This window comes from Kiloniella laminariae (assembly GCF_027214005.1).
Lineage (GTDB): Bacteria > Pseudomonadota > Alphaproteobacteria > Kiloniellales > Kiloniellaceae > Kiloniella > Kiloniella laminariae_A.
Window position 1 is genome coordinate 330,100 of record NZ_JAPWGY010000003.1, and the last position, 20,001, is coordinate 350,100.

General features: G+C 52.1%; 18 protein-coding genes. 6 read left to right on the forward strand and 12 right to left on the reverse strand.

Annotation, left to right across the window (positions count from 1 at the left end):
* Positions 1–65: 65 nt before the first annotated feature.
* The 7 genes from O4H49_RS10615 to O4H49_RS10645 form a co-directional block, all read right to left on the reverse strand.
* Positions 66–896 (reverse strand): phytanoyl-CoA dioxygenase family protein, encoded by an 831-nt coding sequence (locus O4H49_RS10615; protein WP_269423404.1) that lies wholly within the window; start codon positions 894–896, stop codon positions 66–68.
* A 12-nt stretch (positions 897–908) separates the two neighbouring features.
* The gene (locus O4H49_RS10620; RefSeq protein WP_269423405.1) at positions 909–1,265 is read right to left on the reverse strand and encodes a hypothetical protein; all 357 of its coding nucleotides are present in this window, start codon (positions 1,263–1,265) and stop codon (positions 909–911) included.
* 126 nt (positions 1,266–1,391) lie between these two features.
* The gene (locus tag O4H49_RS10625; protein ID WP_269423406.1) at positions 1,392–1,916 is read right to left on the reverse strand and encodes a PAS domain-containing protein; all 525 of its coding nucleotides are present in this window, start codon (positions 1,914–1,916) and stop codon (positions 1,392–1,394) included.
* A gap of 181 nt (positions 1,917–2,097) precedes the next feature.
* Positions 2,098–3,333, reverse strand: a complete 1,236-nt coding sequence (gene hemW, locus O4H49_RS10630) for a radical SAM family heme chaperone HemW (RefSeq protein WP_269423407.1) — start codon at positions 3,331–3,333, stop codon at positions 2,098–2,100.
* Between the two features lie 292 nt (positions 3,334–3,625).
* Positions 3,626–4,249, reverse strand: coding sequence for an RdgB/HAM1 family non-canonical purine NTP pyrophosphatase (gene rdgB, locus O4H49_RS10635; RefSeq protein WP_269423408.1), 624 nt, complete (start codon positions 4,247–4,249; stop codon positions 3,626–3,628).
* Positions 4,250–4,320: 71 nt separating this feature from the next.
* Entirely contained in the window at positions 4,321–5,040 is a 720-nt protein-coding gene (rph, locus tag O4H49_RS10640) for a ribonuclease PH (protein ID WP_269423409.1), read from the reverse strand.
* 104 nt (positions 5,041–5,144) lie between these two features.
* Positions 5,145–6,695 (reverse strand): MFS transporter, encoded by a 1,551-nt coding sequence (locus tag O4H49_RS10645; RefSeq protein ID WP_269423410.1) that lies wholly within the window; start codon positions 6,693–6,695, stop codon positions 5,145–5,147.
* Positions 6,696–6,807: 112 nt separating this feature from the next.
* Here O4H49_RS10645 and O4H49_RS10650 point away from each other — a divergent pair, with 112 nt between their 5' ends.
* Complete coding sequence (locus O4H49_RS10650) at positions 6,808–7,533, forward strand: helix-turn-helix transcriptional regulator (RefSeq protein ID WP_269423411.1); 726 nt, start codon at positions 6,808–6,810, stop codon at positions 7,531–7,533.
* A 77-nt stretch (positions 7,534–7,610) separates the two neighbouring features.
* On the opposite strand, the gene O4H49_RS10655 is transcribed toward O4H49_RS10650, so the two are convergent.
* The gene (locus O4H49_RS10655) at positions 7,611–8,747 is read right to left on the reverse strand and encodes a type III PLP-dependent enzyme (protein WP_419715225.1); all 1,137 of its coding nucleotides are present in this window, start codon (positions 8,745–8,747) and stop codon (positions 7,611–7,613) included.
* Positions 8,748–9,545: 798 nt separating this feature from the next.
* On the opposite strand from O4H49_RS10655, the gene hrcA reads away from it, so the two are divergent.
* A complete protein-coding gene (gene hrcA, locus O4H49_RS10660; protein ID WP_269423731.1) occupies positions 9,546–10,577 on the forward strand; it encodes a heat-inducible transcriptional repressor HrcA in 1,032 nt (343 codons plus the stop codon).
* A 124-nt stretch (positions 10,578–10,701) separates the two neighbouring features.
* The gene (grpE, locus tag O4H49_RS10665; protein ID WP_269423413.1) at positions 10,702–11,349 is read left to right on the forward strand and encodes a nucleotide exchange factor GrpE; all 648 of its coding nucleotides are present in this window, start codon (positions 10,702–10,704) and stop codon (positions 11,347–11,349) included.
* Between the two features lie 104 nt (positions 11,350–11,453).
* Here the strand turns inward: grpE and O4H49_RS10670 are convergent, their stop codons facing one another.
* Together O4H49_RS10670 and O4H49_RS10675 are read right to left on the reverse strand one after the other, a co-directional pair.
* The gene (locus O4H49_RS10670; RefSeq protein ID WP_269423414.1) at positions 11,454–12,098 is read right to left on the reverse strand and encodes an alpha-ketoglutarate-dependent dioxygenase AlkB family protein; all 645 of its coding nucleotides are present in this window, start codon (positions 12,096–12,098) and stop codon (positions 11,454–11,456) included.
* Between the two features lie 51 nt (positions 12,099–12,149).
* Positions 12,150–12,353 carry a hypothetical protein gene (locus tag O4H49_RS10675; RefSeq protein WP_269423415.1) on the reverse strand — a complete coding sequence of 68 codons (204 nt, stop codon included), beginning with the start codon at positions 12,351–12,353 and terminating at the stop codon, positions 12,150–12,152.
* Positions 12,354–12,672: 319 nt separating this feature from the next.
* Here O4H49_RS10675 and dnaK point away from each other — a divergent pair, with 319 nt between their 5' ends.
* The 3 genes from dnaK to dapB all read left to right on the forward strand — a co-directional run bounded on the left by dnaK (position 12,673) and on the right by dapB (position 16,772).
* On the forward strand, positions 12,673–14,592 hold the full coding sequence (dnaK, locus tag O4H49_RS10680) for a molecular chaperone DnaK (RefSeq protein WP_269423416.1): 1,920 nt from the start codon (positions 12,673–12,675) through the stop codon (positions 14,590–14,592).
* Between the two features lie 73 nt (positions 14,593–14,665).
* Positions 14,666–15,793: a molecular chaperone DnaJ gene (gene dnaJ, locus O4H49_RS10685; protein ID WP_269423417.1), complete on the forward strand. Its 1,128-nt coding sequence runs from the start codon at positions 14,666–14,668 to the stop codon at positions 15,791–15,793.
* Positions 15,794–15,962: 169 nt separating this feature from the next.
* A complete protein-coding gene (gene dapB, locus O4H49_RS10690; protein ID WP_269423418.1) occupies positions 15,963–16,772 on the forward strand; it encodes a 4-hydroxy-tetrahydrodipicolinate reductase in 810 nt (269 codons plus the stop codon).
* A gap of 79 nt (positions 16,773–16,851) precedes the next feature.
* Here the strand turns inward: dapB and O4H49_RS10695 are convergent, their stop codons facing one another.
* The gene (locus O4H49_RS10695) at positions 16,852–18,774 is read right to left on the reverse strand and encodes a methyl-accepting chemotaxis protein (protein WP_269423419.1); all 1,923 of its coding nucleotides are present in this window, start codon (positions 18,772–18,774) and stop codon (positions 16,852–16,854) included.
* A 294-nt stretch (positions 18,775–19,068) separates the two neighbouring features.
* Positions 19,069–19,974, reverse strand: a complete 906-nt coding sequence (locus O4H49_RS10700; RefSeq protein WP_269423420.1) for a DMT family transporter — start codon at positions 19,972–19,974, stop codon at positions 19,069–19,071.
* Positions 19,975–20,001: the final 27 nt, after the last annotated feature.

The window sequence follows — 20,001 nt, forward strand, 5'->3', positions numbered from 1 at the left end:
TGCCCGCGCTGATAACTGATGTTTGTGACAGTTCTGTCACGATCACTATGACGAAACAGTGAAACTCAGCTTTTTTCCATATGGAGGTATTTGTCCAGTTGCTCGAAGACCAGTTGTAATCTGGCTTCGGGGGATGGAGGGTTTTGGGGATCAATCAGCGGTTCGCAGAGAGGATCGAGAGCTGCATTCTGGAATTCTAGTGAAAGGCTCAGGCGCGGGCCCTGTGCTGCACGATGGCTCCGTCCGCCCCAATGATAGAGGTCCTGTCGCCATCCAAGCAGTGAGCCTGCTTTTGCCGGGAGGGCGAGAGCATCCTGAAGCCGGATCTGGCTAGAATCAGTCAGAGGCGGTTTATAAGTGCTTTCACAGCCTTTGGGCAAAATCGACATACAGCCGTTTTGCAAGGTCGCATCGGTCAAAGGAAGCCACAGGCTGAGAGAGACCAGCATTTCCTGTCCATAGAGCTTGATGACCGATTGGTCGGCGCTGTCGCGATGCGGGGGCCAGCCGGCTCCTTTTCCGGCTTCGATATACCAGGCCCAGAAATGCGGGAGTATCCGGTAGTTATCACCCAGATAATTGGAGAGAAGAGGCTTTGCCCGGTGAAAAAGTTCCCAGACTTCGTCATAGAGATAGATAAATGCCTGGGGCAGGTTCTTGTGCTGAAGGCGTGTCATCGCCTGACGCAGGGGGGCAAGCTCAATTTCCGGGTAAAGTTCGGGGCAAGAAAGATAACCGTCTTGCCAGAGTGTGTCAGAAGTCTGTTCCAGGCAGAGAGCATCAATTCCCGGCAAAGAGGGGTTTTTCTTTGGGGTCGCCGTAATCGAAAGTTCTGGATTTAGCCTGCGCCAGAACCCCAGATCCTTACATTCGGGTGGGAGAGAGCCGGAGGACATGGAAAGAGTGGCTCAGTTGGAGTGAAAAGTTTTGAGGTTACGGGCCAGACTGGCGTCAAGAATGGCACCAGCCATGGCTCTGGCTGTATCGGTCAGGAACTTTCCGTCATCAGCCTTGGGACCCTTGAGCTTTTCAAGAACATAGTCCTCTGGCAGATCAGGAATTTTCGCGGCGATAACATCCGGGTGACTTTTGAGTTCCTCGATCAGCGCGATACAGCCAAGCCATTTGCGCACCAGGGTCTCGATCACCCGGTTTCTGTCTTCGGCGATAAAGTTGAGTTTATCCCGATCCGAAAGTTCGGAAAAGCCTGCTTTCTTGGCGGCTTGTGACAGGATGATTTCAGCAGCTTTTTCCAGATTGATCATGATTTCCCTCTTTTATGGTCTTTTCACAGAAAGCCTGCGCCAAAGCAATCTCAATAAAACGGGTTCGCGAAAGTTAATGCCAAACACAAAGTTAATGCCAGACACAATGGTTTCTTCTGTGGCTGGTCAGCTATGGGTAGAAAGGTGCCGAAAAGTAGGAAAGGAGCCATCGCTGGAACTGAGAGAATAGCAGTAGGTCATGAAAAAATCCGGCACAGCTGCAGCCGTTTTGTCGGTACGGGTAAAGGGGAGCATGAGGCGCAGGTATTCGAAGGTTTGCGGGTCCTGAGAATATCTGACATGCCAGAGATGGGGTTCTGCTGCCTCGAGGGTGATTTTGAATTCCTGGAAATGGTTCTGGTAAACTTCTGCGGGGGTGCCGTCGAGGATGCTCAGGCTGTGCAGATCTTCATTGGAGGTTGCAGAAATTTCCGTGCCATCAAGCCGATAGATAAAATCCAGTGGCTCCCGCAGGACTTCTATAACGCAGATACGCCCGAGGTGCGTTTTAAAATCAACCGGGTCCATTTTACTTTTTAACGGCAGTCTGTCTCCGGCCCGGTAGCGGTTCCATAGCTCCAGCAACGTCTGGATCTCCTGGGGACCACGATCCAGATCGGCCAAGGCTGCATGGTAGTTGTAATCTGTCATTGAACGTTTTAAATGTACTGATTGTCAGGTGAAACAAACTTGTTGTCGATTTTCCCGATTAGAAAAAGCGATTCGATCAATCATCAACAGCAAGTATAGAGAAAAGCCCTTACTGATTTCTGAACAGTTCCGGTATTCGTTGCCAAAAATATCATGCGCTTGCAGGTAAGACCCCGTTTGATCAGCCAAGCAGATAAGACAAAAGTGTGTTCAGTCTTATTCTTCCGGCGGAAGTTGCCCGGATATGGCTATCCGTTTTGACAAGCAAACCTTCCTCACCGAGGGCGGCCAAACGGGAAGCAGGGAGCAGTTGTTCCAGATTCTGCCCTGTTTCCAGCCGGATTTCAGCAAGAGAAATTCCTTCTTTCAGGCGCAGGCCCATCATGATCATTTCTTCAAATCGTTCCTGATCCGAAACTATATCGAAGTTCCGGGTGGCATGAGCAGCCTGTTCCACTGTCTCCAGCCAGATTTCCGGCGCACGGTGTTGACGGGTGGCCAGCTTCTCTGTCGGGTTGCCGGATCCGGAGGATGCCTCTCCGGGGTTGAGCGTCAGGCGGCCATGAGCACCGGGGCCGATCCCGATATAGTCGCCATATCGCCAATAAGTCAGGTTGTGACGGCTTTCTTCTCCGGGGCGGGCATAGTTTGACACCTCGTACCCGGGCAGGCCCTTTTCCGCCATGATTTCATTGGTCAATTCATACAGTTCTGCAGCTTTATCCTGATCAAGCTCTTTCAACTCACCCCGTCGCCTTGCGGCGTGAAAGACAGTGTTTTCCTCTATCGTCAGCTGGTAGAGCGACAGATGGCCTGTGCCTTCACCAAGGGCGCGTTCAAGCTCTCGCTTCCAGGTATTGCGATCCTGTTCGGGACGCGCATAGATCAGATCAAAAGAAAAGCGTTCAAAGTTTTTGCGGGCAACATCAATCGCAGCCAGGGCTTCACTGGCAGAGTGTTCCCGACCGAGAAACTTTAAATCTTCGTCATTGAGGGACTGGATGCCCAGAGAAACACGATTGACACCGGCCTGGCTGAAGGCGGCAAATTTACCGGCTTCGACCGAGGTCGGATTGGCTTCAAGGGTGATTTCGAGATCATTTCTCGTGGGCCAGAGCTGACGGATACGGTTGATCAGTGCAGCGACGGTTTCTGGTGCCATAAGGGAAGGTGTGCCGCCGCCAAAAAAAACAGAACTGACGATCCGGCCTTCGCCGCCACGCTGCTTCAGCAGTTCGGCATAGTGATTGAGTTCCTGCAGGAGCGCTGCCCGCCAGCGGCTTTGTGAGACATCCTCGCGGACATGGCTGTTAAAGTCGCAATAGGGGCATTTTTTGAGACAGAAGGGCCAATGGATATAGATCCCGAAACCACGTTTTGCTGCTGCAGGGACTGTGCCTGAGTTTGTTTGTTGCATCTATCACTTCATCCGGTGAAGTCACTCGTGGTTCGATTCCAACATTTGTATCCCCCACTGGCAAGTTCAGGTGCAAATGTTGGAATCAAAGAACCACTAGCTAACTATTTGTTTCTAGTGGAGCTTCTGAATTTGATATTTGAAAACGAACCCGGCCGCGGAATGGATTCAAATGTCAAATTCGCTCTACTAGACCTAATGGCGGACACCCTCTTGGGTGACTTCAGTTTAGCACAGACTTGTATAACAGGTTTATCGAGCAGAACTCTTCTGCTTGTCAGGCTATGAATTGTCAGGCCTTGAATTTTTGTTCGACGAGCAGGGCAAAGGCCCGGGCCCGATGGCTCATGGAGTGTTTGCGAGCCGGGTCCATTTCGCCAAATGTAATGCTTTCCCCTTCAGCCTGAAAGATCGGGTCATAGCCAAAGCCCTGATTGCCGCGCGCGGGATGCACGATGGTGCCATCTACACGCCCCTCAAAGACTTCGGTTGATCCATCTGGCCAGGCGAGGCAAAGCGCACAGATGAAGTAGGCCGCCCGATTGCTGTCACCCTTTGCTGCAGCAGCGGCAAGAGCCTGCTCTACCGAGGTCATGGCCAGAGAAAAATCCTTGGTCGGACCAGCCCAGCGGGCGGAGTAAATTCCGGGGTCACCGTTCAGGGCGACGACGGCGAGTCCACTGTCGTCAGAAAGAGCGGGATAGCCAGATCCTTTTGCTGCTGCCAAGGCCTTGATCCGGGCATTGGCAGCAAAGCTGTCACCATCTTCGACAGGTTCTGGCAGACCAAGATCGCCCGCCGAGACAACATCAATGCCATAAGGCGCGAGTAATTCGGCAATTTCGCGCAGTTTTCCGGCGTTATGGGTCGCAAGAACCAGTTTATCGCTGTTCAGAGGCCGGTTATGTGTTGGCATGTTGTTTCCCCTTTGTAAGCAGGACACTGATCAAGACGGCTGGTCTAGATCAGTGTCCTGTTTTATGAGAACTATCCTTGGCTGATCGCCTGTTTTTGAAGGATCACCAGTTCAGCAATGCCTTTTTCGGCCAGATCCAGCAGGCTGTTGAATTCATTGCGAGAGAAGGGTTTTTCTTCGGCTGTTCCCTGGATCTCGACAACGCCGAGGTTTCCGGTCAGGACAAAGTTTGCGTCGGCCTGGGCATTGGAGTCTTCAGGATAGTCCAGATCCAGCACCGGTGTGCCTTCGAAGATGCCACAGGAAATGGCAGCAACGTGATCAGTAAGGGGGATTGAGTCGATCATGCCGATTTTCTGCATGTGCTGGAAAGCCAGATGCAGGGCGATAAAGCCGCCGGTGATAGAAGCTGTACGGGTACCACCGTCTGCCTGTAGTACATCGCAATCAACCTTGATCTGACGCTCGCCAAAACCACCCATATCGGCCACTGCCCGAAGGGAACGTCCGATCAATCGCTGGATTTCCTGGGTTCTACCCGATTGTTTGCCCTTGGCAGCTTCGCGGGGGGAACGGCTGTGGGTCGCACGGGGGAGCATGCCGTATTCAGCTGTGATCCAACCTTTGCCGGTATTACGCAACCAGGGGGGCGTGCCGTCTTCGACAGAAGCTGTACAGAGAACATGTGTGTCCCCGAATTTGATCAGACAGGAGCCTTCAGCATGTTTGCTGAAGTTGGTTTCGATGGAGACCTGACGCATCTGGTCTGGGTTCCGGCCTGATGGACGCATAGCGATGCCCTCAATTGGTGATTGGTAAGATTGAGCGGAAGCTACCCCATGCAACCCTCTGCGTCCAGTCCCGGTGCGTTTACCCGGATTATCCCCTGACAGGGTCAACTGTCAGGGGGTGTCGGAAGCACAGGTTTTTGTGCCACGAAGGCATTGTTGTCTCGGCGGGTATCCTGCTCAGAGACGGGATCAGAACCCGGATGAAAGCCTGGGCGAATGACCCTGAAAGAGAGGAAAAGAGACAGCAAGACCAGAGGTACAAAAGCGATATGAACCCAATAGGCGGTTGCTTCCAGGACGGCCAGTGTGGCGTTGTCGCTGAAACCTGCCATCTGGGCGGGGATACCCGCAAGTGCCGGGCCAAAAGCCCCGCCGCACATGAGAACTGTTGGAATGGCTCCGGATCGGTGATCGCGCTCTTCTGACGGGCCCGATTCAATTATCCGGGATGACAGGTCAGCCCAGAAAATGCCAAATCCGGCTCCGGCGAAGAAAATGGCTATTGTCAGGAGCCAGAGAGGACCGGAAAAGAGAGAGAGGCCAATACCATAGAGGCCAATGGCGGAGGTGGCGATTCCAACAGGGATTAACAAGGGGCGCCAGCGTACAGTCTGGGAAATCCGGGCGCAGACCATCGCGGCGATAGACCAGGACATGGATTCCCAGGCAACCAGATAACCGGCATTTAGCGGGCTAAGACCATGTACGGTCTGAAGCAGATAGGGGCCGTAGACGACAAAGGAATAGGTCGAGACGGATGCCAGAAAAATCACCAGTAACCCTGTGCCTGCCGGTGTGGTGAAGTTGATACCCTCCCGGGGCAGGAGCGGTGACTTCGCACGCTTGTCCCGCTGTAAGAGCAAAAGCAGCAGGAGGAAGGCTGCCCCGAGCAGCGGGAGCGACCAATCCGGTTCCAGCCCGGCAATCGCAATAGAACCTATGGCCAGAACCAGAATTATCAGTCGGAATACAGGCAGGGCAGCGAGCTTATCTTTTCTGGAGGTGGCGATGGCTTTTTGTTCCAACTGGACTTTGGCGGGAAAACACAGGCGCACGGCCACAATAAAAAGCAGGGCAGCAGCAGCGATGAGGTAAAAGGCCAGGCGCCAGCCCACGGTCTGGGCAAAGAAGCCTCCTGCGAGAGGGCCTGTGAGGGAAGCAACAGCCCAGACGGCAGATTCCCAGGCAAAGACCTTGGGCCAGTGGTGTCGGGCGAAGAGGTCACCGATCACCGTATAACAGGTTGCGAGAATCAGGCCGCCGCCTGCCCCCTGAATTGCCCGGGCACAGAGGAAAAATATCATATCCGAAGATTGGGCAACCAGAAAGGCTCCGGCTGTAAAGACGAGGCCAGCGATAATCATGGTTTTGCGCCCGCCCAGACTGGTTTTGAGAGAGCCGCCTGTGAGGGAGAAAATGATGGCGGCTGTACTGTAGACCAGGGCCGACCAGTTGATAAAATTAATGCCCTGCAGGTCGCTGACCGCAGAAGGTAACAGAGTTGAGGTAATCAGGTTGTTCAGGGCATAAAGCGTAATCCCGCAACAGACAATGACCAGATGCAGGATATTCTGCGGAGTCATTTTCTGCTCGTCCTGGGTTTGTTTGTCTTGTGTTTTCTTGTCTGTGCTCTCAGCGTGCGAAGAGTCCGACATACGCGCGATCCTTGTTAATTAAAAAGTAATTTCTTTTCTTATTATCCATGGCATGAAATAAATTATAAAAGCAATCACTTTTTAATTTATTCGTTTCGTGTATAGTAGTGTTATGCAGAATATCAGTAAAACAGAAGACGCAATTCTATCGCTCTTGAAGGCGCGTGGTTCCTTGTCGGCCAAGGATCTGGCGCGTCAGCTGGAAATGACAGCCATTGGCATGCGTCAGCACCTCAAACGTATGCATGAACAGGGGATGATCCAGCCTCAGAGTGAAGGAAAGCAACCAAAATCTGCTGGCAGGCCAGCTTTGATCTGGGAACTCAGTCGTGAATCGCATAATCGTTTCGGTGATGCTCATGCTGTTCTGACCAAAGAACTGATTGAGGGAGCACGCATGATTTTCGGCAACGAAGGAGTCGAAAAGCTTGTGTCTTACCGCGAGCAACAGACCCTGTCTCACTACCGTGCGGAAATGATCGGGGCTGAAACATTGGCGGATCGGGTGAACAGGCTGGTCGCACTCCGTCAGGCTGAGGGTTATATGGCCGAGGCGAAAGAAACAGAAGATGGGGCGGGGTATCTGTTTATCGAGAACCACTGTCCAATCTGTGCTGCAGCCACCATTTGCCAGGGTTTCTGCAGGGCAGAGCTGGATGTTTTTCGCAGTATTCTGGGAGAAGACGTTGTTGTGGAGCGGGCAGAGTATCTGCTGGAGGGTGGCAGGCGCTGTAGTTACAGCATTCTGCCAAAAGAAAAAACAGACTCATCTGTTCAGAATGAAGAACAGGCGGTCGATAAAAAGCGGGTTTCTCCCCGCTATCTGGTCGTTTCGTGAAGGCAAAAAATATCCCGCCTCTGATCTTTCATCTTTGGAAAAGAAGATCAGAGGCGGGGAACAATCATTGAATTTAACTAGATGCAGACACAGGCAAGCGGTGGAAAGCCGTTAAACCCTACAGACGAATAGGTCGTGGTGTAGGCCCCTGTTGAGTGCAGGAGAACCTTGTCACCTGCTTTCAAGTCCAGCGGCATCATATAGGCCGTGTTCTGGTACAGGATATCCAGACTGTCACAGCTTGGTCCGGCCAGAACCACAGGTCCTGTTTCAGTACTGTGTTCCTTGCCGGGAACAGAAATGGGGTAACGGATTGCTTCCCCAATACATTCTGCCAGTCCGGAAAACAGGCCGATATCCAGATAAACCCAGCGTTTCTTGTCTTTGTCTTCCTTGCGGGAAACCAGAACAACCTCGGCTTCGATAACGCCTGCATCCCCAACAATATAACGGCCCGGCTCTACGATCATCCGCAGTTTGTTGTTGCCGAAATGTCCATCCATGGCTTTGGTGATTGCCTGTCCATAGGCCTGGGCATCGGGGATGTCTGTTGTGTAATGGGCCGGGAAACCACCGCCCATATTGACGAGAGTTAGCTTGATACCGACGCGGGCCAGGTCATTGAACAGCTTCTCAACCTGACTGAGGGCACTGTCCCACTGATCAAGGTTGGTTTGCTGTGACCCGACATGAAAAGAGAAACCAACCGGATTGAGTCCGGCTTCCTTTGCCTTGACGATCAGACCATAGGCCATCTCTGTCGAGCAGCCGAATTTTTTACTCAGGGGCCATTCAGCGCCGTCACAATTGACTAGAACCCGGCAGAAAACGTCGGAACCGGGCGCGTGTTCCGCCAGCTTTCCAAGTTCTTCGTCACTGTCGAATGCGTAGAGGCGGATACCCTTTTTATAAGCCGCGGTAATATCGCGTACTTTTTTGATGGTATTGCCAAAAGACACTCGGTCCGGGCTGATGCCAAGATTCAGACAGAGGTCAATCTCGTTCAGGCTGGCGGTATCAAAGCAGGACCCAAGAGAGGCAAGGCGTTTGATAACCTGCTCGTGCGGGTTTGCTTTGACGGCGTAGAAGATGTCTGCCTGAGGCAAAGCCTTGTCCAGGGCGCGATAGTTTTCTTCAACCCGATCCAGGTCTACGACCAGGTGCGGAATAGCAAAATCCTGTTCGGCCAAAAAAGAGGACATGCGGTTATTCAAGCGCCCACTGGTCATGGGGATTCTTGGTTCTGTTGGCAAATCAGGATTCGCTTCTTCTTCTTCCAATTGGATCGTGTGAATGTACTGTGTGGTAGGATCTGCAACCATTGAGTAAGCTCCCTCTCGGTGTCGGGCTCCGCCGACAAGGCCAAAAAGGACGCGTACGTCGTAGCGTAACCTGCTGGGGTCATAGGACCTTGGGCCAGTGGCACGTGCGTGTGCGTCGTGATCTAAGCGCGGTTCTTTAAGACCAATAGTTTTTCATTGCAAGAACTTTTTGGCGGCGAAAAAAAAATCTTAATATATTGTTTAACATCAAATGGTTAATGAATCATTTTCCCATGAATTTTTCTGCGTTAAAAGCTGAGAATACGAAGCCAAAGCTGTCAAAAAAAAGTGACAAAAAATGCAACAGAGATCCCATGGGGAATCCGGTCGGAAATCCAGTAGAAGAATCCGGTCGGAAATCCAGTAGAAAATGTAGTGGAAAACCCAGTGAAAACTTGATGAAAAACCCGGCCCAGACCAGTCCAGATTGGCAGCCTGGAACCCGTTTTTTGTCCAGCAGATGATTCTGTTGGAGGTCTTGGTCGTCGACCCGTTGACCGAACACTGGCGCGTCACTACATTTAAAGGGGCCGTGAAGAATAAAGTCTCCAGGAGAGATTTAATCTGACGGAATGGAAGTGGCAGCAAATCCTGCTGGGTAATATCCACCTGGATATGGTGGTAGATAAAGGTTTGGACAACTTGGTAAAACTGAACAGTTCTTCTTTGATTACCAGTGTTGTTTCCGGGATGAATGACCGTTCGCGGGAGATATTCCGGCTGGTGGTTGATGCCTATGTCGAAACCGGTGAGCCTGTCGGATCCAGGACCCTGTCGCGCCGTCTTGGTATGGACCTTTCACCGGCAACAATCCGTAATGTTATGGCAGATCTGGAAGATATGGGCCTGCTTTTTGCCCGTCATACCTCTGCCGGACGCTTGCCCACAGATATGGGCTTACGGCTCTATGTAAACGGTTTGCTGGAACATGGGAACCTGAGTAAGGATGAACAGGCCCGGATCAAACTGCAGTGCGCTGCGGGGGGCAGATCCCTGCCTCAGTTGCTGGAAGAGACCACGGGTATGCTTTCCGGCCTGTCCCAGTGCGCTGGTCTGGTTTTTGCTCCAAAGCTTTCGGAACCTCTCAAGCATATCGAGTTTGTTTCGCTTGGACCGGGACGGGCGCTGGTGGTGCTGATCTCTGATTCCGGCGCTGTTGAGAACCGGGTGGTTGATCTGCCGCTTGGTTTGCCCCCCTCGGCTTTGGTTGAGGCATCAAACTATCTCTCGGCCCGTCTGATCGGTCGAACGCTGGAAGAGGCGATTGTCGAAATCGGGATTGAGTTGAAGGAACACCAGCTTCTTCTGGATGAACTCTCGCGCAAGGTTGTTGAGCTCGGTCTGGCTTCCTGGGCCCAGGATATGAACGGGAATCCTGGTGGTGCCCTGATTGTGCGTGGACAGGCGCAGTTGCTCGAAGACATAAATGCCCTTGAAGATCTGGAACGGGTTCGCCATCTGTTTTCTGCATTGGAGAAAAAGGAATCGCTGGTTCGTCTGCTGGAGCTGACTAAAACAGCGGAAGGGGTCCAGATCTTCATCGGCGCTGAAAACGAATTATTTGCCCAGGCGGGGTGTTCTGTAGTAATGGCACCCTACAAAAACAGTCGGCAGCAGGTCGTTGGGGCCATCGGTGTGATCGGCCCTACCCGGATCGACTATGCGCGGATTATTCCCATGGTTGATTATACGGCCAAGATCCTTGGCCGCATGATTGGCTAGGAGATCCTGTGTTAATGTTGGGTGCTGATACGGGCCTGATCTCCGTCAGGATAACAGTTGAAATTTAAGAGTGGTTTGCAGAGAAATGCCTAAAACGGAAAAGCAGAATTCTGAAGAGAACATCGTGAGCGAAGAGCAGATTCCCCATGATTTGGCGGGGGATCTGGCTGAAGAGCTCGCTGAGAATCTTGCGGCTGCAGAAGCAGAACAAGCTGCGGATAGCGAACTGGAAACCGAAGAGTTGTCCAAGTCTTCTGTAGCGGCTGATGCTGCCAGGGTTGCCGAGCTGGAGCTGGAGGTTGTCAAGCTGAAGGATCAGTTGCTGCGGACGATGGCCGAGATGGAAAACCTGCGCAATCGCACCCGTCGCGAAAAGGAAGACGCGATCAAATTTGCACCACAAAAGCTGGTTACCGAACTGATCGGTGTCATGGATAACCTGCACCGTGCGCTTTCTGCCGTGCCAGAAGCTGCTGCTGAAGAAAATGATCAGCTTAAAACCCTGCGCGATGGGGTCGAGATGACCAATCGGGAAATGCTTAAGGTATTTGAACGCCATAACATTACCGAGATCGAAGCTTTGGGGAGCCGTATGGATCCGCATAGTCATGAGGCCTTGTTTGAAATTCCGGATCCATCCCAGCCGGAAGGGACAATCCTGCAGGTTATCGAGCGTGGCTTCCGCCTGCATGACCGTCTGTTGCGTCCAGCCCGTGTTGGGGTTGCCAAAGGTGGTCCTGCTGGTCCGGCCAAGGTTGATACAACCGTTTGATCACAGGCCTGTAACCCGGCTTGTTGACCCGGCATATTGATCCGGAGTGTTGACGGTGATGCATCGCAAAGCTGTCACAGCAGTCACGTAAACTTATCAGATGTCTACCCTGACGATGACGGGCCCTTGCGGCTGTCTTCGCCGGGGTAGGTGACCCGGCGCAGGGTCAGGTTGATCCGGCCCCCGTTTTTCAGCAACTGGCTTGAGCCATAGAGGATGCGGTCAATACCATGATAGGCATTCCTGGCTTCTCCAGCCAGAATAATGACATCCCCTGATACCAGCTTTAGCGAACTTGTCGGGTCTTTTCTGTTGGTCCCGCCCAGGCGGAATACGGCAGTGTCGCCCAGAGATACCGAGAGAACAGGTGCGGAAAAGTCCTGTTCATTCTCATCCCGGTGCAGTCCCATTTTGGCTTTTTCATTGTGATAGTGGTTTAACAGGCAGCATTCCGGCGGGGCCGGATAGCGGGCATGCTGTTTCCAGATCTGGAGAAGTTTATCCGGGATTGGCATCCAGGGGTTATGGGTCACAGGATGGTTGGCCTGATACCGATAGCCATGGTCTTTGTCTGACACCCAGCCCAAGGGGCCAAAGTTGGTCATCTGTACTGAAAAAGGCCGTCCGCTACCGGGCATTTTCGGTTGAAAAAGCGGAGATTTTCTTATTTTTACCCGTAATTCCGCGAGGAGCTGCTCCTGTTCGTCCCGGTTCAAGAGTTCCGGAAGATATCTGAAGCCTTCAATCATTCCCTCAATCATTCCGGGGCGTATTTGTTTTGCGGAAAACGAGAGGCTGCTTCACGATTTTGGAATATTTCTGGAATGGGACAACCCCTTGTCCCCGCGTTTTTCCAGGGTACGGATGGCCAGAAACAACAATCCGCCGATCAGAGTGACAGCAAACCCAAAGTACTCCACGGCTTCTCCCAGAGAATTGTAATATCCGTATAGCAGGACAGTACTGCCAAAAAGAATGTCTCCAAGAGCGATCCACTTGATCATTTGGCGCATCTTTGAGTTTGTTTTTGGTTTGTTTTGTTCCTGCAAGGGACGAATTCTCTCGGTTGTTAGAGTATCTTAAGGGTAATTCATGATCAAAATCAGCAAGCTAATATAGCATTACCAGATATTACATCCAGATAACGTTTTTCTTAAAAACCTTATTTTTTTAGGTATTTTGCGTCTTGCAGTCAAAGCCCGGGCTGCATATATAGACCGTGAGCCCGAGTTATTGGACTTCACCCCTTAATAGGGACCAGCCGGCAGTGCTTGCCAACAAGGCTGCCAAATCGGTTTGCTAAATTTAAGTGTGAGGAAACAGATGAGCAAAGTTATTGGTATTGATCTTGGAACAACGAACTCCTGTGTTGCCGTTATGGACGGCAAGGATGTGCGTGTTATCGAGAACGCTGAAGGTGCCCGTACCACACCTTCCATGGTTGGATTTACAGCTGAAGAGCGCCTTGTCGGGCTGCCTGCAAAACGCCAGTCTGTAACCAACCCTTCTAACACTCTTTTTGCGATCAAGCGTCTGATCGGTCGTCGTTTTAACGATCCGCTGACCAAAAAGGATATGGGGTTGGTTCCCTATAACATCGTCAAGGCTGACAATGGCGATGCATGGGTTGAAGCCAACAACGAAAAATACAGCCCGTCACAGATTTCTGCTTTTATCCTGCAGAAAATGAAAGAAACGGCTGAAAGCTATCTCGGTGAGCCCGTAACCAAAGCGGTTATCACAGTTCCCGCTTACTTTAACGATTCCCAGCGTCAGGCTACTAAAGACGCCGGTAAAATTGCCGGTCTGGAAGTTCTGCGTATCATCAACGAACCAACAGCGGCAGCTCTGGCCTATGGCCTGGAGAAAAAAGGTACCGGTACGATCGTGGTTTATGACCTTGGTGGTGGTACTTTTGACGTGTCGGTTCTGGAAATCGGCGACGGTGTGTTTGAAGTCAAGTCAACCAACGGCGATACCTTCCTTGGTGGTGAAGACTTTGATGGCCGGATTATTTCCTATCTGGCGGATGAGTTCCAGAAGGAACAGGGCATTAACCTGCGGGATGACAAGCTGGCACTGCAGCGTCTGAAAGAAGCAGCAGAGAAAGCCAAGATCGAGCTGTCTTCCTCTAGCCAGACAGAAGTAAATCTGCCGTTTATCACTGCTGATGCTTCTGGTCCAAAGCACCTGAACATCAAATTGACCCGGGCGAAACTTGAAGCGCTTGTTGACGATCTGATCCAGCGCACGATGGGCCCGGTTAAAGCGGCTCTGAAAGACGCAGGCGTTACCCCAGCCGAGATCGACGAGATCATTATGGTTGGTGGTATGATCCGTATGCCTAAAGTACATGAAACGGTTAAAAACTTCTTTGGCAAAGAACCACACCGTGGTGTGAACCCTGATGAAGTTGTGGCTATCGGTGCTGCGATTCAGGCGGGTGTTCTGCAGGGTGAAGTCAAAGACGTTCTGCTGCTGGATGTGACACCACTTTCCCTGGGTATCGAAACCCTTGGTGGTGTAATGACCAAGCTGATCGACCGCAACACGACGATCCCGACGAAGAAAAGCCAAGTCTTTTCAACTGCCGAAGACAACCAGAATGCTGTAACCATCCGGGTTTTCCAGGGTGAGCGTGAAATGGCTTCTGACAACAAGATCCTTGGCCAGTTCAACCTTGAAGGCATTCCAAGCGCACCGCGCGGGATCCCGCAGATCGAGGTGACCTTCGATATTGATGCCAACGGTATTGTCAACGTTGGTGCCAAAGACAAGGCGACAGGTAAGGAACAGCAGATCAAAATCACGGCTTCGGGTGGCCTGAGCGATGCTGACATTGAACAGATGGTCCGCGATGCGGAAGAAAACGCCGAGTCTGACAAGGCGCGTCGTGAATCTGTCGAGGTCCGCAACCAGGCAGAAGGTCTGATCCACCAGACTGAAAAGACACTTGCTGAAGTCGGTGACAAGATCTCTGATGCGGACAAGGGTGAAGTCGAAGCCGGTATTGCCGCATTGAAAACGGCACTTGAAGGCGATGACACCGAGGAAATCAAAGCCAAGACAGAAGCACTTGGCCAGGCCTCGATGAAGCTGGGTGAAGCGCTTTATGCTGATGCCGCCGGTGGTGCAGAAGACGGTGCCGAAGCCGATACCAAGTCATCTTCTTCTGAAGATGACGGTGTGGTTGATGCCGACTTCGAAGAAGTTGACGACGACAAGAACAGCAAAAGCGCGTAACGCGGTTTTGGATTTCAGGGGGCTGGCGCATTGCCAGCCCCTTTTCACCTTCTGATCGAGGGAAAAAGTACTGATGTCCAAAAGGGACTTTTACGAAACCCTGGGGGTTTCACGCACGGCGGATGCAAAAGAGCTCAAGGCAGCCTACCGCAAGCTGGCGATGAAATATCATCCCGATCAAAACCCGGATAATGCCGAAGCCGAACAGAAGTTCAAGGAACTGAACGAAGCTTACGGTATCCTCAAGGACGACCAGCAGCGCGCGGCCTATGATAACTATGGTCATGCCGCTTTTGAAAACGGTGGCGGCGGTGGAGCCGGCGGTTTCGATTTTGGTGGTGGTGGCGGTTTTGCCGACATCTTTGAAGAAATGTTTGGCGGTTTTGGCGGTGGCGGACGACGCTCGGGCGGTTCGCAACGCGGCGGTGATTTGCGCTATAACATGGAGATTTCCCTGGAGGATGCCTTTAACGGCAAACAGGCTGAAATCCGCATCCCGAGTTCGGTTTCCTGTGATTCCTGTAATGGCAGTGGTGCTGAAAAAGGTTCCAGCCCGATTACCTGCGGTACCTGTAAAGGGAATGGTCGGGTGCGGATGCAGCAGGGCTTCTTTACGGTCGAGCGCACCTGTCACAGTTGCCAGGGCGTGGGCAAGGTGATCGAGAAGCCTTGTAAAAGCTGCCATGGTAGCGGGCATATTGAAAAAGAGAAGACGCTGCAGGTTACTATTCCTGCAGGCGTTGAAGAAGGTAACCGGATTCGTCTCAGCGGCGAGGGTGAGCACGGCAGATTGGGCGGAACGCCTGGCGATCTCTATATTTTTCTGTCGATTGCGCCTCACCGGATCTTCCAGCGCGATGGAACGGATATCCACTGCCGGGTGCCGATTTCCATGACCCAGGCTGCTTTGGGCGGGTCGGTTGAGGTGCCAACTGTTGATGGTGGTCGTGCCAAGGTCGCTATTCCTGAAGGCACGCAGAACCGGCAGCAATTCCGTCTGCGGGGCAAGGGAATGTCTGTGCTGCGGTCTGCATCACGTGGGGATATGTATGTTGAGGTTTCAGTCGAAACCCCTGTGAACCTGACCAGCCGCCAGCGTGAACTGTTGCAAGAGTTTGAAAAAGAGGCGACGGACAACTCGCCACAGAGTTCCGGATTTTTCAAACGGGTCAAAGAATTCTGGGAAGATCTTACCGATTAAGTTTCCCGGATCAATGGGATCGTTGATATCAAAGCCTGCCTGGACAACTGTTCTGGCAGGCTTTTTTTTATCGAGAACTTCAGGAGGGTTCTATCGGGGGACTTGGATCTATCCGGATTAGCTGTTAGTCCTTCTGCTCTGATCAAAACAGGTTTCAGGATTTAAAGGGATGAGTAGCAGGATTGGGATCGTTGGCTGTGCTGGCCGTATGGGCCGTATGTTAACCGAGGTGATTAACCGGACCGAAGGCTGTTCGGTTTCAGGGGGAACTGAGTTGCCGGGTAGTCCCAACCTTGGCAAGGATCTTGGTGAGCTTGCCGGGATTGGCGCTTTGGGTGTTAAGGTTGGCGATTCTGCGAAAAAGCTTTTTGAGTCGTCTGATGTGGTGATTGATTTTACCGTTCCCGTAGCCACCCTTTCCCATGCCAAGCTTGCGGCGGAAACCGGTTGTGCACTTGTAGTCGGGACAACAGGCATGACTGTGGAACAGGTTTCCGAACTGGAGCAGTGTGCGGCAAAAGCGCCGATTGTATTTGCGCGTAACATGAGTCTGGGCGTCAATTTGCTGATGACACTGGTGCAGCAGGTTGCTGCTGCTCTTGATGAAGACTATGACATCGAGATTGTCGAGATGCATCATCGTCACAAGGTTGACGCACCTTCCGGTACCGCCCTTGTTTTGGGCGAGGCGGCTGCGGCAGGCCGGGGCGTTGCGCTTGACCAGGTTGCGGACAAGGTGCGTGATGGAATTGTCGGCGCACGTAAACGCGGCGACATTGGTTTTGCAACACTGCGCGGTGGCGATGTTGTTGGTGATCACAGTGTGATTTTTGCCGCAGATGGCGAACGGATTGAACTGGGGCACCGGGCCAGTAACCGGGAAGTTTTTGCCAGAGGAGCTGTCAGGGCAGCGCGCTGGCTTAAGGATAAACCAGCCGGATTTTATGATATGCAGGATGTGCTGGGCCTGAAATCATAGAGAAAATCTGGTTATAGATTCAAAAAAAGAGGAGCCATAACAGCTCCTCTTTTTTGTTGGAAACGGGTCTTTAAAACTCCTAGAGGGTCTTGACCCCCTCGAGGAAAGTTTCGATCTCTCCACGCAACACGTTTGATTCGCCCGAAAGGTTGGTGGTGGCATCAATGACCGAATGTGCTGCATTCTCGGCTTCGTTCGCCGCAGCGGTTACATTGTTGATGCTGTTGCTAACCTGTTCGGTCCGTTGGGATGCCTGGACCATGTTACTGGCAATTTCCTGGGTTGCTTCCCGCTGTTGCCCGATAGATTCGGCAATGGTTCGTCCGATTTCATCAATGTCCCCAATGGTCAGGCCAATGGATTCAATGGCTTTGGCTACCTCGCCAGTGATTGCCTGCATCTGGTTGATCTGACTTGAAATCTCGTCAGTTGCCTTGCCTGTTTGCGTCGCGAGGTTCTTGACTTCGTTGGCAACAACGGCAAAACCCTTGCCTGCTTCCCCGGCCCGGGCTGCTTCGATCGTTGCGTTCAGGGCCAGGAGGTTGGTTTGCTCGGCGATGTCCGTGATCAGCTGAATAACCGCGCCAATCTTCTCGGCATTTTCAGCCATGCGTTTGACCGTTCCGTTGATAGACTGGGATTCTCCGACAGCCTTTTCTGTGACCGAGGAAGAACGATCCATCTGTTCCGAGATACTCGCGATAGTTGCGGAGAGCTCTTCTGCCGCGGCGGAAACTGTCTGGACGTTTTGTGATGTTTCAATCGAAGCTTCAGAGCCGGCATGGGCCTGTTCTCGCGTTCTGACCGCAGTATCGCTCATGGAGCGGGCGGTTTCACCCATCAGGGCTGTCGAGTTGGTGAACTTGCTGATAATCGTCGTTACATTTGCCCCGAAAGACTGGGTCATTTCGTGGAGCTTTTGTGCCCGTTCTGCTCTTTCTGCCTCAGCAGCCCGACGGGCCACACGCATCTGTTCGTTTTCAACCAGTTTGGTTTGCAGCAATTCTACTGAACGGGTCAATTCGCCAATCTCGTCACGGGTATGTTCGGCAGGGACATCGATCTCGATGTTGCCGTTGGCCAGCTCCTGGATGTTCTCGATTGCAAAATTAAGGGGCTTCATCGAGCGGTTCATGTACCAGAACAACAGGAGGCCCGAGAGGATCAGGAGAATTACACAACCGGCATAGACGAGGATCTGAACGGTTTGCCGTTGTGTCAGTGTTGCGGTTTCGTCCAGCAGGTTCACCAGGTTCCCTGCAATCTGCCCATCGGGTGTGGTGACGGGAGTCAGGGTGATGGTATAGCGCAGATCACCAATGGTCTCAGCATGAAGACCGGTATTGCCGATACGAAGGTTCTCCTGTGGCAGGAGCTCCTGCAGTTCGGCGTTGGTGCCGTGCACGATTTCCCCTGTCTGATTAAAAAGATATACTTCGGTCCCGTCACTGGCTTTCATACTCTCAAGCAATGAATTGGGGCTCAGCCTGACCAGAGCGATGCCTTCTACACCTGTGAGGGATCTCAGGGGAGCTGCAAGGGTTAACATCAGCTTGCTGTCTTCTGCAAGCTCAAAGCCCCATTTGTAATCCTCGGATTCCAGTGCGGGCTTAACCAGGGCAGAAGTCACCTTGGAGGGATCGCTTTCATAGCTGTAGAGAGCTTTGCCTGATTTATCGAAGAGTGCAATTCGATCAAAGTTTCCATCGCCGATCAGGATCTGGGCCAGAATACTCAGACTGCTGGCGATGGAGGAGGGGTCGCTTTTTTCCAGTCCTCCCATTGCCAGAGGATCATTCTCAATTTCAAAGAGGCTGGATTTGATCTGTTCAACCCGGCTTTGAGCCAAGCTGTTCCACAGATTGGAACGAGCATCCAGTGTTGTCGAGATGTAGCGTTCATTGTTTAGTTTTTCAATAAAACCGGTACCAATAAACACAAAGAGCCCAACCGCCAGCAGGCCGGTAATGGAACCCAGGGTGATGCGTGTTTTCAAAAGCATTTCAGTTGCGGCCCCTTGCCATCAATGTAAATCGATACGAAGGAGATCCCTGCCTGACCCCGCTTCACTATCTGTCCGAAAATTATATGGACTTTTGTTTAGAATTTTTTCGCAGTTTAGGGGCTGAGGGGTGAAGAAAATATTAAACTGATCTATCTGGTTTTGTTAAAAAGGTTGGTGTTCACAAGGCCGGACCATAAAAATATTCCGGCAGAGAAATGATTTGGCTGATCCTCGGGACTGGTGAGTATTTTTCATCCAGGCACCGGGGACAATAAATTGCTTCGGGGATGATTATGCGCGCCTGATTCTCTCGCGGTAAATCGTGTAAAGTCCGCTTGCAACCACAACCAATGCGCCGACGATGGTCCAGGAATCCGGCAGATCATCATAGAACAGCCAGCCAAAAAGCGTCGCCCAGACCAGCAAGGTATAATTAAAGGGTTGAATTGCAGAGGGAGTGGCGTACTGGAAGGCAAAAATCAGGAAGAGATGACCCAGACTGATAAAGATGCCGCCGCCGATCAGCGCGATCCAGCCGTTCAGGTCCGGCTGTACCCAGAAAAAGGGAACCATGAAGCTGGTGATGAACAGGGGTACAATACCGGTATAAAACTGGGAAATCTGCCCGTCATCATAACGGCTGCTGATTCTGAGGAGAATCTGGTAAATGGCAAAGGCAGAAGCCGCGACCAGGGGTAAAAACAGCAGGGGATCAAAGGCATCAAAGCCGGGGCGCAGAATCACCATGATCCCGGCAAATCCCACAAGAACAGCCATCCACCGTCGCAAGCCAACGGTTTCTTTCAGCCAGAGGGCAGAAAGCGCCGTGACGCAGATTGGTGCCACGGCGACGATGGCATGGACATCTGCAATGGGCAGAAGTTTGAAACTGAGGGTAAAAAGGAAAGCTTCTCCGACAAGAAAGGCTGACCGGAAGAGCTGCAGGGGGAGATTCTTGCTGCGGGATATCCGGACGACATCACCCAGGCCACCACGTTTGATTGCCATGCCGATAACCAGAAAAGACAGGATCATATAACGGACCCACAGAAGCTGCGGCAGAGAATAGCTCTGGGAGACGTGTTTGACCACTGCATCGCCTGAGGAAAAGAAGGCCATGGCCAATATAGCAAGGAGGATACCTTTACCCGTGGTATCGAGCAGAGATGCTTCCTGCAGGTGGTTTTTATCGGTCATGGTAATCCTGGCAGCCGGGTGGGGGAA